Here is a 15138-nt window from a genome sequence, read left to right as displayed (position 1 = left end):
CATGAATAATATGAACGTAATTATTGCTGATGACCATCCTATCGTCCTGTTTGGTATTCGTAAGTCCCTTGAACAAATTGAATGGGTGAATGTTGTAGGAGAGTTCGAAGACTCGACTGCACTGGTTAACAGCTTAAGCAAACTTGATGCTCACGTGCTGATCACTGACCTGTCCATGCCGGGCGATAAATTCGGCGACGGCATCACCTTGATCAAATACATCAAGCGTCATTACCCGCAGTTATCCATTATTGTTCTGACCATGAACAATAACCCGGCGATCCTGAGTTCTGTGCTGGATCTGGATATCGAAGGGATTGTGCTCAAGCAAGGCGCACCCACTGATCTGCCGAAGGCGCTGGCCGCATTGCAGAAAGGCAAAAAATTCACGCCTGACAGCGTGGCGAAATTGCTGGAAAAAATCAGCGCTAATGGTTACGGCGACAAACGTCTGTCTCCGAAGGAAAGCGAAGTTCTGCGTTTGTTTGCAGAAGGCTTCCTGGTCACTGAGATTGCCAAAAAGCTGAACCGCAGCATCAAAACCATCAGCAGCCAGAAGAAATCTGCGATGTTGAAACTGGGCGTGGAAAACGATATCGCCCTGCTGAACTATCTGTCTTCTGTCAGCTCCCAGCCGGTAGATAAAGACTGATATTTAAGAAGGTTACGTTACTTCAACTGTAAAAAAGGCACCGGACGGTGCCTTTTTATTATCTCAGGCGGATAAGCGTTTTTACAAAACTATGCTGGCTGTTGCGCCCTGATATATTAATTTTCAACGCACAGTTTTTATCACGTAATGTATTACATGCCACGGCGATTCTTTTAGGTGTCCAGATATATTGCTCACCGCCAAATATGCCAAATACCTTATGACGTAAGGGGTGGTTTTTTAAACCCGCCTTCATAACCCGACTCACAATAGCGGCGCAATTCTTCGACAGTGGCGAAAAAGAGGGACATCCCCTGCTCATTATTTTTTCCCAGGTTGTCAGCATACTTCGTGTATCAAAATCTCTCAGACCATAGATGACATGGGGACAGTCCTCCTCAGAAAGAAAGTCACTTTCATAATCACTGGTAGTAAACTCGAAATGATGCGTTTTATGATTGTAAAGTTTTTCCCTGGCTGCTGGCGTTTTTAAAATAAATGCAGAAAGCCCGCTTCTGGTTTTTTCTGGCCACCAGCTGACATAGGGGCTGCTCACGTCCAGATCTCCAATAATCATCGCAGCATGCCCCAGATGATGATTCTCAGGATACCAGATAAGAACCCAGGCATTTATTTCCCCGGTAAAAGTGCAACCTTGTGATTTCTGAAGGGCATAATTACACAATGTTTTTAAATTTCTAAACATGGAATTCTTTATAGTAAGTAATTATTCAATAGGTTAGAAATAAAATCATCAGCATTCCAACCAACAAAAACACTATGACTCTACTTTTAAAGTCGATTTATATTCTATAAAGAGAGACCATTTCTCAACTGAATAAATAATTAAGACATCCTAACAATAATTATATTTAATCTATTAATTCAAAGATATTATTGAAAATAACAATAAGAACAACATACTGTAAATCAGGCATCTGGAGATGCCTGATTTATTGCTCGTATTCTGCCCGCCAGGATTAGCGTTTCTTACGCACCAGCCCGCTATAGAAACTGAGCGTGTCGCGTAACGTTTCCAGCGTAACCGGTTTGGATAAACAGTTATCCATTCCCGCCTCGAGACAACGCTGACGCTGTTCCGCCAGCGCGTTCGCGGTAACGCCGATCACCGGCAAGGTGTGGCCGAGTTCGCGCAGTTTTGCCGTCAGCCCGTAACCGTCAAGACGCGGCATATTGACGTCACTGAGCACAATATCAATTTCGTGTGCACGCATCGCATCCAGCGCATCAATCCCGTCGTTCGCCGTCACTACGATATAACCCATCGTGCCCAGTTGATCCGCCAGGAGACGGCGGTTAATCGGATGATCATCCACCACCAGCAATGTGATATCGCTGTAATCCTGCGCCACAGCAGCTTCCGGCGTCACCGAACCGCCCTCTTCTGTTGTTGTCTCAAGACGATAAATCCGGTTAAGCAGCGCGGTGATTTCCAGTGGTGTGGACGTACTGTGAACCCAGTAACCCGGACGCGTTTCGACCGGCGGCCCGATATGGCCAATGGAGAATTCAATCTGTGCGGCCAGTTCACCCTTATGGATCAGCGGTGTGTCAGTAATCAGCACATCTTCCCGCTGGCTTTGCATCTCCGGCTCATAGCGCTGAACATTCGCGCCGTGATAACGCATCAGCTGCATCAGGTAGCTTTCCAGATAAGCATTACGCACATCCAGCCAGACCGTTTTGTCCTGCCAGTTATCCAGCGGTTCACCCGACGGGAAAGTGGCATTGTAGAGCGGAATACGCACTGTGAACGAACTGCCCAGCCCCGGCTCCGATTCCACCTCGATATCGCCATCCATCAGGTTAATCAGCTTTTCACAGATAGCCAGCCCCAGCCCGGTCCCCTGAAAATGGCGCTGTACGCCGGTTCCCACCTGGAAGAACGGATCAAACAGGCGCGTGATTTCCCGCTCAGGTATACCCACGCCGGTATCACGCACCTGAAACTCAAGATAGTTACCGCAGGTTCTGACATTCAGCACAATGCAGCCGGTATCGGTGAATTTAATCGCATTGTTAAGAATGTTGGAGATAACCTGTTGCAGCCGCACCGGATCGCCATTGAACGACAGCGGCACGTTATGTTCGATAAAGCAGTAAAGTCCCAGATGCTTTTTAACCACCAGCGGCAAATAGTTACCGGCAATGTGCGTGATCACTTCACGGCAGGAGAATTCCTGCGGCTCAATTTTCAGTTGCTCGGATTCAATTTTGGAGAAATCGAGAATGTCGCTGATGATTTTCAGCAGCAGCGCCGATGAGTTATTCATCGCGGTCACCAGACGGTCAACACCCTGAGGCAACCCTTGCGTTTGCAGTAAATCCAGGTTCCCGATGATGCCATAAAGCGGCGTGCGTAATTCATGGCTGACGGTCGCCAGGAACATTGATTTAGACTGGCTGGCCTGCTCGGCCGCGTTGGCCATTTCCTGCAACGACTCTTCCATTTTCACACGCGCACTGACATCGATCAGCACACAAATCGCCACATCTTCATTACGGTAGCGTGAATGCACGAAACTCAGCTGGATATTGTTATTGTTCTTGGTAATGACATCGACAAAGTTCGTCTGCTGATCGCAGATGATTCGTGTAATACGCTGCCGGTCTTCCTGCGTCAGCATGCTGATGTAGTTGTGTGCCAGTTCATTACTCAGGATATTAACGCCATCGCTGATGCGCAAAATAGAAATGCCGACCGGCGCTGAGGCCACGATTTTATGATTGAACTGCTCATGTTCTTCAAGCCGGAATGCGTTTTCCTCAGCCGGTAAAAACATTTTGCGCTCAAAAACCCAGGCCAGAATAAACAACAACAGGCCGGAGAAAATATTCAGTAAAACTGCATTAAAGATCAGGATTTTAAACCGATCAATCACCGTATTAAACGGCATGGAATACACCACACTCAGCGACGAAGGTGTCAGCGGCTTTTTGTAGACCAAATCTTTGTAGCCATTTACATACCCGAAGAATGAACCGTCCTGCGGATAATCACCCGGCGCGGCGCTGTAATGCCCGTCCCCGGAAATCCCCAGCAAAGGCTGATCGTCTTCATCCAGCAATGTAACGGCGGTATGCTGAGAATTCGGATTCAGCAAATTTTCGGCCCGCAGATTTTGCTGAATGCCCATCAGTGCTTCGAGTTTATTGCCCACATAAATCGGGGTCAGCACATACAGATTTCCGGCGTCTTTACTGCCGGACTGCGACACCCAGTACAGGCTGTTTTCTTTATCTTTGCTCTTACCATTGCGATATTGCAGAATTTTTTCATGCAATGATTTCAACTGTTCCTGGCTTTCGCGCTCGAACGGTTCACTGCTGATACCAAAATCAACCAGACACAAATTCTCGCCACTGATGAAGAACACGCGATTAAGATCGTAGGCATCGGAAAAGTTGTCTTTCCAGTAGTGGATCATATTACCCAGCGAGGCCAGCGAATTACGGTAGCTGTCATTAATCTGGGAACAGTCGGACTCAGGGAACAATGTGAGATAAGACGGTGTCGTGTTTTTAGTGCTGATCATGCCATTGATGATATCCAGCCCGTTCATTGAAGTGCTCAGGCGATTCTCAGCCATAAACTTAATGCTGTGCATGACATCATTGGCGTTTTTGATGTAGCTCTGCGCCAGATCGTAATTGAGGTTGTCCTCATCGCGGATCTCGGACTCTTTGTTGTGGAAAATATTCAGCACATAGAAGGTGGTCAGCAGCACCCCCAGAGTCCACAACATAAGCGCCAGCACCCGGAAAAGATAACGGGAGATTCTCAGCGTTGTGCGAAACGAAGCAAGATATTTCAAAGATTAACCATTAGCGAAGCGGCTCAGTGAGCGGAATAGGGATCAGGATACACTATTGCCAGACTTTCTAAAAAGCGCCGGATAATGCAGTTCAGGTGAAAGATTTGTTTTGAGACGAATCCAATAAAAAAGGGCATAACTGGTGTTATGCCCTTTTGTCTGCTGACTAAGAAAACTTATTCTTCTTCGTCATCAGCTGGCTGATCATCTTCACTTTCCGCATCGTCTGGCAGATCGGCTGCTTGTGCCGCTTCCAGTTCGCCCGCTTCAGTGGCTACGCCATCCAGTTCTTCGTCTTCAACTGGTTCTGCAACACGTTGCAGGCCAACCACATTCTCATCATCTGCGGTACGGATTAGCGTCACACCCTGAGTGTTACGGCCAACAGTACTCACTTCGGAAACACGGGTACGCACCAGCGTACCTGCATCGGTGATCATCATGATCTGATCGGCTTCATCCACCTGGATCGCACCAATGACCGGTCCGTTACGCTCGCTCACTTTGATTGAGATAACGCCCTGCGTTGCACGGGATTTGGTTGGGTATTCGGTCGATTCAGTACGTTTACCGAAACCGTTCTGCGTCACCGTCAGGATACAGCCGTCGCCGCGTGGGATGATAAGTGACACAACGCTGTCGCCTTCGCCCAGACGGATACCGCGTACACCGGTCGCCGTACGGCCCATCGAGCGAACCGCTTCTTCGGAGAAGCGCACCACTTTACCGGCCGCAGAGAACAGCATGACTTCGTCTTTACCATCAGTCAGGTCAACACCAATCAGCTCATCACCCTCGTTGAGGTTGATGGCGATGATGCCAGCACTGCGCGGACGGCTGAAATCAGTCAGCGCGGTTTTCTTCACCGTACCGCTGGCGGTTGCCATGAACACATGACGACCTTCTTCGTACTCGCGTACCGGCAGAATGGCGGTAATGCGTTCGTTCGGCTCAAGCGGCAACAGGTTGACAATAGGACGGCCACGGGCACCGCGGCTGGCTTCCGGCAACTGATAGACTTTCATCCAATACAGACGTCCGCGACTTGAGAACAGCAGAATGGTGTCGTGGGTGTTGGCCACCAGCAGACGGTCGATGAAATCTTCTTCTTTGATACGTGCTGCTGACTTGCCTTTACCGCCGCGACGCTGCGCTTCGTAATCGGTCAGAGGCTGGTATTTTACGTAGCCCTGATGCGATAAGGTCACCACAACGTCTTCCTGATTGATCAGGTCTTCGATGTTGATGTCAGACGTATTGGCCGTAATTTCGGTACGACGCGGATCGTTGTACTGATCACGGATCGCTTCCAGTTCTTCACGAATGACTTCCATCAGACGATCTGGGCTGGACAGGATGAACAGCAGCTCGGCGATTTGCACCAGCAGCTCTTTGTATTCATCCAGCAGTTTTTCATGCTCAAGACCGGTCAGTTTCTGCAAGCGCAGATCCAGAATGGCCTGGGCCTGTTGTTCAGTCAGGAAATATTTCCCGTCATGAATACCAAACTGTGGCTCCAGCCATTCAGGACGGGCTGCGTCGTCACCGGCACTCGCCAGCATCGCTGAAACATTGCCCAAATCCCATGAACGCGCGACCAGGCCAGCTTTCGCTTCAGCCGGGGTCGGTGCAGCACGGATCAGTTCGATGATCGGGTCGATATTAGCCAGCGCGATAGCCAGTGCTTCGAGGATATGAGCACGGTCACGGGCCTTGCGCAGTTCGAAAATGGTACGGCGTGTGACCACTTCACGGCGGTGACGGACGAAGGCTGACAGGATTTCTTTCAGACCGAGAATTTTCGGCTGACCCTGATGCAATGCCACCATGTTGATGCCGAAAGACGTCTGCAGTTGCGTCAGTGAATACAGGTTGTTCAGAACCACTTCACCGACCGCGTCACGTTTGATCTCAATGACGATACGCATGCCGTCTTTGTCAGACTCATCGCGCAGTGCACTGATACCTTCAACGCGTTTTTCTTTCACCAGCTCGGCGATCTTTTCGATCAAACGGGCTTTGTTCACCTGATACGGGATTTCGTGAACAATGATGGTTTCGCGACCTGTTTTCGCATCGGCTTCCACTTCAGCGCGGGCACGGATATAAATTTTGCCACGGCCGGTACGGTAAGCTTCTTCGATACCACGGCGACCGTTAATGATCGCAGCCGTCGGGAAGTCTGGCCCCGGGATGTGTTCCATCAGCCCTTCAATGCTGATGTTTTCATCTTCAATATACGCCAGACAGCCGTTGATCACCTCGGTGAGGTTATGTGGCGGAATGTTGGTTGCCATACCCACCGCGATACCAGACGAGCCGTTAACGAGCAGGTTAGGAATACGGGTTGGCATAACAGAAGGAATTTGCTCTGTGCCGTCATAGTTTGGCACGAAATCGACAGTTTCTTTTTCTAAATCTGCCAGCAATTCGTGTGCAATTTTTGACATGCGGATTTCGGTATAACGCATGGCGGCTGCGGAGTCGCCATCCACTGACCCGAAGTTACCCTGACCGTCCACCAGCATATAGCGAAGTGAGAAAGGCTGAGCCATACGCACAATGGTGTCATACACCGCAGTATCACCGTGCGGGTGATATTTACCGATAACGTCACCGACCACACGGGCCGATTTTTTGTAGGCTTTATTCCAGTCGTTACCGAGGACATTCATGGCGAAAAGTACGCGGCGATGCACCGGTTTCAAACCATCGCGCACATCGGGTAACGCACGTCCGACAATAACGGACATCGCATAATCCAAATAAGAGTTTTTCAGCTCTTCTTCGATGTTAATCGGTGTGATTTCTCTGGCAAGGTCGCTCATGGAGCTGCTATCCCTCTACTGATTATTCATGGCCGCTGCCCACGTAGGCATATATAGCGCAAAGGTGTAAAACTATACCACAAACCAGCCAAACGTGGAAAACAACCGCCCCCTTTTGCCTACTATTATCCAACGCGTTTCAAACCTTTGCACGCAGGGCTTCATTTCGTATAAACATTAACCAAAACGACAAAACTAAGCCAAAGCAGATGGAATATGTATAATCCGCTCATCAAGTTATAAGGAGTTCATCACGCTCATGACAACCACACCGTCATCAACACCCCAAAACATCGACCATGAAGAGATCGCCAAATTTGAGGCCGTCGCCTCACGCTGGTGGGATCTGGAAGGCGAATTCAAACCGCTGCACCGCATCAATCCGTTGCGTCTGAATTACATTCTCGAACGCGCCGATGGTTTGTTCGGGAAAAATGTTCTCGATGTCGGTTGCGGTGGCGGCATTTTGAGCGAGAGCATGGCGGTGGCCGGTGCGACAGTCACCGGACTGGATATGGGTGGCGAACCCTTGCAGGTGGCGCGTTTACATGCGCTGGAAAGCGGCGTGAAAGTCGATTACGTGCAGGAAACCGTGGAGGCGCATGCCGAAGCGCATCCGCAGCAATACGATGTGGTGACCTGTATGGAAATGCTGGAGCACGTTCCTGATCCGGCTTCTGTTGTTGCCGCCTGTGCCCGTCTGGTGAAACCCGGCGGCCATGTATTCTTCTCCACCATCAACCGCAATAATAAAGCCTGGCTGATGGCGATTTTCGGCGCTGAATATGTGCTGAAAATGGTGCCGAAAGGCACACATGACATTAAAAAATTCATCAAGCCGTCTGAGTTACTGGGCATGATTGACCGCACTTCATTGTCCGAGCGCCACATTATCGGCCTGCACTACAATCCGCTGAGCGACCATTTCAAACTCGGGCCAAATGTAGATGTGAACTACATGATCCACACGCAGGCGCTGTAATATTTTGCCTGCAAAAAAGGGTACAGTTTGCGCTGTACCCTTTTTTATTTTCCGGCTAATCCACTGAATTACCAGCGAACACTCACCCCAACTGTCGCTTCGGTTTGGGAAAAATCATCTGACCCTTCCTGTTGTCCGACCTTGCCCCAGACGGTGGTATTCGCGCCAAGGTTGCCGCTGATGCCGGTACTCAGTTCCGCGCTGTCTTTTGCCGTATTATCGGTAAAATTCACGCCATCGACATTCAGGGACGTTTGCTCACTGTTATGGCGGTAATTGGCTTCGACGAAAGGTTTGATATGCAGCGTACTGACCGGATGAATATCCCATTCGCTGCGCAAACCCAATCGCGTCTGGATATTATCATCACCAGTCTGTGTCACTTTTGACTGACTGGCCGAGGTGAAATCTTTCTGTTTCACGCCCTGGTAAATCACCTGCGCCTGCGGTTGCAGTGTCCAGTTCCACTGATTTCCCTGCATGAGGGTGAAACGGTAACCGCCTTCCAGTGAAGCCAAAAGTCCGGAAGCGTGATAATTATCGTCACCCGTGTCCTCTTCGCTGACGCTGTTATCAAACCAGGCATATTGCAGCCAGCTGTCAAGATAGGCTCCCTGATGCGCCTGCGCATCCTGATACCAGGCACCGGTCAGCCCCACGGCATAGCCCTGACTGTCATTGTCGGATTTTCGTCCGGTCAGCACGCTGGTGCTGTCACCGCTGTTATTACTGTAGCCCGCCACGATACCCGCCAGTAACTCGCCATTGCCCGCAGGGTGTTGCAGGAAATTGGCACTGAGCTGCGCCACCGAGGTGTCGTTATGGCTGTCAATCTGATTGCCAAAGGTGGCGCTGTCGCGTGCCGTATCCACACGCAATTTCAGGTTGTCGTGATCAGCACCGGCATGATCCTGTGCCGTCATACTGAAGACATTATTGGCGATGCGCAGGTTGTTCATATAACTGCCCATTTTCGGGTTCAGCACGGGGGTAAAATCGTCGCCACCGGGCACCGGCTCAGGTTGCGGATCAGGCGTTACGACCTGTGAACGCAGATACCAGTCCTGATTATCCTGCACCAGCGAATAGTCGTAGGCCCCCATATTGATATATTGCTGATCGCCCGCCAGATGGAAATCTGCCGCGTTATTATTACCTTGCGGGTCGGCAACAAAATCGACCACTTTGATGCCGGCTTGTGTGGCCTGCCCGATACCGCTGACCGGCACAATCGCCAGTGCGGTATCACCGGAGGTATTGCCGTTGAGAATGAGCTGATCGGTGGCCGAGGTATCGCCATTCATTTCTGTTTCCAGCACCACAGTGCCGCCGCCAGTGTAATCGCCATTGACGGTCAGGGTATCGCCCGCCGTGCCGTTTTGCAGACTGGCTGTTCCTGCGCTGTTATCCAGACTGCCATTCACCGTCACACCGGGCAGATAGGTTAAAGCATCAAGGGTCATATTGGTGTTCAGCGTGCCTTGCAGGCTCATGCCGGACGTGGCGTTAACCAGCGTGCCGTCCGTGTCAGCAAACAGGCTGGCATCCAGCGCCGCAGAGGTGTCCTGCTCCATCAGCATCAGTTGTGTATCATCGGAAATCACTATCGTCCCGCCGGACGCCACATCGAGGCTTTGCACCTGCTGATCCAGTCCGGTTTCAAAGGTGGCATTATCACCGACATACAGGGAAGACGCGCTGGCGATGATATTTTCCGCCCCGCCCTGTAAGGTGCCCTGCTCGACACGCACGGCGGAATGGCTGCTGCCTGTTCCGTCCAGAATCAGCGTGCCGTTACCGGTTTTCGTGAACGTGCTGTTCACGTCCGCCTGCGCGCCGGTACTGTCGGCCATTAAACCGCCCCACTGCGTGGTCACGCCGTCGTCCACCTGCATCGTCCCTGAGGCCCGCATTTCAATGTCCCGCGCCTTTCCGGTCTGCGCTGAAGTGGTATCAACCTGCCCGCTGCCATCCGCCGGTGCTGAGACTTCCAGCGTACTGGCCTGTGCAGGGTCGGTAAAAATCACCTGCCGGTTATAGGCTTTATCGCCCAACTGAGAATTATCGGTGATCTGCAAGGTGCCGGAAGCAATTTGCGTGGTGCCCAGATAGGCGTTGTTATCCGCCAGAGTGACGCGCCCGTCTCCGGCATCAATCACAACATACACACCATCAGCGGCAGAGGTGCCGTCACCGATGTGATAATCCGTGCCTGCGCCGAGCGTCACCAGATCGTCATTGCCGATCACTGTGCCACCGGTACCGGTGATCGTCAGGCCGTCGTTGACCTGATTTGTTTGACCGTTAAAGGTCGACATATCCGATAAATCCAGCACGCCGCCGTCTAATACAATGGACTGCGGATCGGCCTGCAATATCGCTAAATCTTCAGCATCGCCCTGAACGCTGAGCACGGCGTTTTGTTCCACCACAATATCGCCATCCAGCCCCATAGACTGCGCACCCGTCAGGGTAAAACTGCCGTTTTCTGCCACCGTCAGGTCACCTGCCCCGGTGGTTGTCCCCGCCATGTAACCACTGTTGACTATGACATTACCGCCAGCATCAATATTCAAGGTGCTGTTCTCATGACCCATAAAGGCGTTTTTAAAGGTCTGCTGCGTGCTGCCAACATTCAGTATTGCCTTGTCATTCATAGAGTTAGCGTTACCTAATACGATGCCGTGACAGGTATCCGCCTCACTCTGACAGTTGGTGTCGCCGACATTGACCAACGTGTCATCGCGCCCCAGCGTGACCGTGCCCTCTAAAATATCGAAGACGCCGGTAAAACCGCTGTTGTCAGCATTAAGTACCAGTTCACCTGCACCGCGTTTAAAAATAGCGCCATAACCGGCAATAGAATCGTACGCACCGTCGTTTGCAGTATTGCCAATAACCAGGGTTTTATCTGCTGCAATATCAAAATTAGCTTCGCTGTGGCCGAGATACATGAAACCGCCGCCTGCGGCATCGGGGTCATTACCATAATTATCAGCGACATTGTCGTGGTAGTACGCCACGCCATTGTTATCTTCATAATTCTCATCAATATTGATATCGACGAAGAATGGCGTAGATGCACTGTTGGTATAAATCGCGCCGCCCTGCCCTTCGGCCTGATTGCCGGTAAATTCACTGTTGGTGATAAACATGCTGCCGTGAGAGTCGGTGGTATTGTCCGTTGCATCGATCGCACCGCCGCTGCCATTTCCATTGCTGCCGTTTCCGTTGGTTTTCGCCTGATTATTCTCAAATAAAATATTCGTCAGCTGAACTTTATTATTGAGGGAATAAATAGCGCCGCCTTTCCCCTCGCTGGCAATGTTCCCTGAAAACACGGCATTCGTGATCGTAAGATCAACATCACCTTCATCATTGCTGCCATACATATATATTGCGCCGCCATAATCATGGGCGACGTTATCAATGAACAGGGTATTTTCTAAATAGACCGTCGAGTTTTCTTTGGCAAATATCGCACCGCCATTTCCGGAACTGCTGTTTCCGGTAAATTCGCTGTAGCCGCTGGTGTTTTCAGGAATAATTTCAAGGGTGGAGCCGTTCCCCAGATGGAAAGCGCCGCCTGAATCACCTGACACGGTAAGGCCTGAGAACTGCATCTCAGCCCCGTCAGCCACCGTATAAGTATTAAGGGTTTTATTTTCCAGCGTGGTGGGGGTGGCGCTGCAACTTTCAGTGATCTGGAAACCTGAACAGGCCGGGAGAGTTTCTGCATATACAACGTCTGCCAATGGCAGTAAATTAAAGGCTAAAAATAAACATGTCGTGATTTTATTGAATACCATTGAAATTTTTTCCCGCACCTGATGAACGAGGCGTGAAAGTAATATGCACAGTACGGGGAGGCCACTTAATGATAGATTTAGAATATATAAACAACATCATTCATTCACAGTATGTATTTATAATTAGGTTCATTTTTCTCAAAAATGCACCTTTAAGAAAGTGAACAAAAGCAGGGTACTGACACTGCCCCGGACGACCTCCCCGCAGCGCAGCAACGCGAAATCGTCAGCAGTTGCAAGACATTTTTGGGGCCAGTTTGGCAGAATTTACGTTAGGGAACGGCGTGTGTCAGCGTTAAAACCTTAGTTTTTAAAGCGTTGGTGGGTATGAACGTTACAACATGATTTTTTAGAATAGTTATCCAGATCAATATAGCGTTTTTTTCTAACGTTTAATAAACCGGCAGTTGATCACTTTTCATAAAAATATAAGAAAATCGTATCTCAGATATTGACAGGTTTGCCGCGCCAGCAACGACGGACTCCTCAGGCGGGGCCGTAAAATTTCTCCCCAACTTATCCACAAATCTGCCCATTTTGTTCACTTGCAAATGGGACATTCAATCACTATCTTGTCATCAGAAAACAACAAACCCACAATATATTGTGTTTATATCCTGACCAGCACACTAGTAACCTCTTGTGCTGCCGCGCGTGTTTCACGCGGTCGGGTCAGACCCTTTATAAACCTTTAAGGTATCGCACCCCATGAACCAAAGTCTGCTTGTTACTAAACGTGATGGCCGCACAGAACGCATCAACCTTGATAAAATCCACCGTGTCATTGACTGGGCAGCGGAAGGTCTTCAAAACGTATCAGTTTCTCAAGTAGAGCTCCGTTCACACATCCAGTTCTATGACGGGATTAAAACCGCTGACATTCACGAAACCATCATTAAAGCCGCAGCGGATCTGATCTCAAAAGATGCCCCGGATTACCAATATCTGGCGGCGCGCCTGGCGATCTTCCACCTGCGTAAAAAAGCTTACGGCCAGTTTGAACCGCCAAAACTGATCGACCAGGTCACCCGTATGGTTGAAATGGGTAAATACGACAAACATCTGCTGGAAGACTACACGGCTGAAGAGTTCGAGCAGATGGACAGTTTTATTGACCACTGGCGCGACATGAATTTCTCTTACGCTGCGGTTAAGCAGCTCGAAGGGAAATATCTGGCACAGAACCGTGTCACCGGCGATATCTACGAAAGCGCACAATTCCTCTACATTCTGGTCGCTGCCTGCCTGTTCTCAGGTTACCCGCGCGAAACCCGTCTGGACTACATCAAACGTTTCTACGACGCGATTTCAACCTTCAAAATTTCCCTGCCTACGCCAATTATGTCCGGCGTGCGCACCCCGACCCGTCAGTTCAGCTCCTGCGTGCTGATCGAATGTGGCGACAGCCTGGATTCCATTAACGCAACCTCCAGCGCCATCGTGAAATACGTTTCCCAGCGTGCCGGTATCGGCATCAACGCCGGTCGCATCCGTGCGCTGGGCAGCCCGATCCGTGGCGGCGAAGCGTTCCATACCGGTTGTATCCCGTTCTATAAGCATTTCCAGACTGCGGTGAAATCCTGTTCTCAGGGCGGCGTTCGTGGCGGCGCAGCGACGTTGTTCTACCCGATGTGGCATCTGGAAGTGGAAAGCCTGCTGGTACTGAAAAACAACCGTGGTGTGGAAGGCAACCGCGTCCGTCATATGGACTACGGTGTGCAGATCAACAAACTGATGTATCAGCGTCTGGTGAAAGGCGGCGATATTACCCTGTTCAGCCCGTCTGACGTGCCTGGCCTGTACGATGCGTTCTTCGCCGATCAGGACGAGTTCGAGCGTCTGTACGAGAAATACGAGCAGGACGCCAGCATCCGTAAGCAGAAAGTGAAAGCGGTTGAGCTGTTTTCGCTGATGATGCAGGAACGTGCATCCACCGGCCGTATCTACATTCAGCACGTTGACCATTGCAACACCCACAGCCCGTTTGATCCGGCTATTGCGCCCGTCCGCCAGTCCAATCTGTGTCTGGAAATCGCACTGCCAACCAAACCGCTGGATGACGTAAACGACGAAAACGGCGAAATCGCGCTGTGTACGCTGTCTGCTTTCAACCTCGGTGCCATCGAGAGCCTCGACGATCTGGAAGAGCTGGCAGTGCTGGCGGTTCGTGCCCTCGACGCCCTGCTCGATTATCAGGATTACCCGATTAAAGCCGCGAAACGCGGTGCAATGGGCCGTCGTACGCTGGGTATCGGCGTGATCAACTACGCGTACTATCTGGCGAAAAACGGCGTGCGTTATTCCGACGGCAGCGCCAATAACCTGACACACAAAACCTTTGAAGCCATTCAGTATTACCTGCTGAAAGCCTCCAACGAGCTGGCGAAAGAACAAGGCGCGTGCCAGTGGTTCAACGAAACCACCTATTCACAAGGCATCATGCCGGTGGACACCTACAAGAAAGATCTGGATGCGATTTGCGATGAGCCCCTGCATCTGGACTGGGATACGCTGCGCGAAAACATCAAAACGCACGGTCTGCGTAACTCCACGTTGTCCGCACTGATGCCGTCCGAGACCTCTTCGCAGATCTCCAACGCCACCAACGGTATCGAGCCACCACGCGGGCACATCAGTATTAAAGCGTCGAAAGACGGGATCCTGCGTCAGGTGGTGCCGGAGTATGAGCGTCTGAAAGATCAGTACGAACTGTTGTGGGATATGCCGAACAACGACGGTTACCTGCAACTGGTTGGCGTGATGCAGAAATTCATCGACCAGGCGATTTCGTCTAACACCAACTATGACCCGTCGCGCTTCCCGAACAGCAAAGTGCCGATGAAACAGTTGTTGAAAGACTTGCTGACCGCCTACAAATTTGGCGTAAAAACGCTGTATTATCAGAACACCCGCGACGGGGCCGATGATGTGCAGGAAGACATGAAAGCCGAAGTGGCTGACGACTGCGAAAGCGGCGCCTGCAAAATCTAACCCTCTGTTTTAACTAAAAAATATTATTCAAAACCCCCGT

The 15138-nt window shown here is 50.6% G+C and carries 7 protein-coding genes; 3 read left to right on the top strand and 4 right to left on the bottom strand.

Going from position 1 to position 15138, the window contains the following annotated elements; all coding sequences use genetic code 11:
• The first annotated feature begins 1 nt into the window (after window position 1).
• Window positions 2–652, top strand: a complete 651-nt coding sequence (rcsB, locus tag RAHAQ2_RS06605) for a response regulator transcription factor RcsB (protein ID WP_013574620.1) — start codon at window positions 2–4, stop codon at window positions 650–652.
• A gap of 58 nt (window positions 653–710) precedes the next feature.
• Here rcsB and RAHAQ2_RS06600 read toward each other — a convergent pair whose 3' ends face one another.
• The 3 genes from RAHAQ2_RS06600 to gyrA form a co-directional block, all read right to left on the bottom strand.
• Window positions 711–1358 (bottom strand): hypothetical protein, encoded by a 648-nt coding sequence (locus tag RAHAQ2_RS06600; RefSeq protein ID WP_015696486.1) that lies wholly within the window; start codon window positions 1356–1358, stop codon window positions 711–713.
• A gap of 274 nt (window positions 1359–1632) precedes the next feature.
• On the bottom strand, window positions 1633–4488 hold the full coding sequence (rcsC, locus tag RAHAQ2_RS06595) for a two-component system sensor histidine kinase RcsC (protein ID WP_015696485.1): 2856 nt from the start codon (window positions 4486–4488) through the stop codon (window positions 1633–1635).
• Window positions 4489–4664: 176 nt separating this feature from the next.
• Complete coding sequence (gene gyrA / locus RAHAQ2_RS06590) at window positions 4665–7316, bottom strand: DNA topoisomerase (ATP-hydrolyzing) subunit A (protein WP_015696484.1); 2652 nt, start codon at window positions 7314–7316, stop codon at window positions 4665–4667.
• A gap of 259 nt (window positions 7317–7575) precedes the next feature.
• On the opposite strand from gyrA, the gene ubiG reads away from it, so the two are divergent.
• Window positions 7576–8298 (top strand): bifunctional 2-polyprenyl-6-hydroxyphenol methylase/3-demethylubiquinol 3-O-methyltransferase UbiG, encoded by a 723-nt coding sequence (gene ubiG / locus RAHAQ2_RS06585; RefSeq protein WP_015696483.1) that lies wholly within the window; start codon window positions 7576–7578, stop codon window positions 8296–8298.
• 68 nt (window positions 8299–8366) lie between these two features.
• Here ubiG and RAHAQ2_RS06580 read toward each other — a convergent pair whose 3' ends face one another.
• Window positions 8367–12107 carry an autotransporter outer membrane beta-barrel domain-containing protein gene (locus RAHAQ2_RS06580; protein WP_015696482.1) on the bottom strand — a complete coding sequence of 1247 codons (3741 nt, stop codon included), beginning with the start codon at window positions 12105–12107 and terminating at the stop codon, window positions 8367–8369.
• A gap of 708 nt (window positions 12108–12815) precedes the next feature.
• Between RAHAQ2_RS06580 and nrdA the strand changes: the two genes are divergently transcribed.
• The gene (gene nrdA / locus RAHAQ2_RS06575; protein ID WP_015696481.1) at window positions 12816–15098 is read left to right on the top strand and encodes a class 1a ribonucleoside-diphosphate reductase subunit alpha; all 2283 of its coding nucleotides are present in this window, start codon (window positions 12816–12818) and stop codon (window positions 15096–15098) included.
• The last annotated feature ends 40 nt before the right edge of the window (window positions 15099–15138 follow it).

It is taken from the genome of Rahnella aquatilis CIP 78.65 = ATCC 33071, assembly GCF_000241955.1.
Lineage (GTDB): Bacteria > Pseudomonadota > Gammaproteobacteria > Enterobacterales > Enterobacteriaceae > Rahnella > Rahnella aquatilis.
The sequence above is the reverse complement of the archived record's forward strand: the minus strand, read 5'-3'. Positions and strand labels throughout refer to the sequence as shown.

Coding starts and splice junctions, on each gene's coding strand:
- rcsB (WP_013574620.1), top strand. CDS start 2: ATGAATAATATGAACGTAATTATTGCTGATGACCATCCTATCGTCCTG.
- RAHAQ2_RS06600 (WP_015696486.1), bottom strand. CDS start 1,358: ATGTTTAGAAATTTAAAAACATTGTGTAATTATGCCCTTCAGAAATCA.
- gyrA (WP_015696484.1), bottom strand. CDS start 7,316: ATGAGCGACCTTGCCAGAGAAATCACACCGATTAACATCGAAGAAGAG.
- ubiG (WP_015696483.1), top strand. CDS start 7,576: ATGACAACCACACCGTCATCAACACCCCAAAACATCGACCATGAAGAG.
- RAHAQ2_RS06580 (WP_015696482.1), bottom strand. CDS start 12,107: ATGGTATTCAATAAAATCACGACATGTTTATTTTTAGCCTTTAATTTA.
- nrdA (WP_015696481.1), top strand. CDS start 12,816: ATGAACCAAAGTCTGCTTGTTACTAAACGTGATGGCCGCACAGAACGC.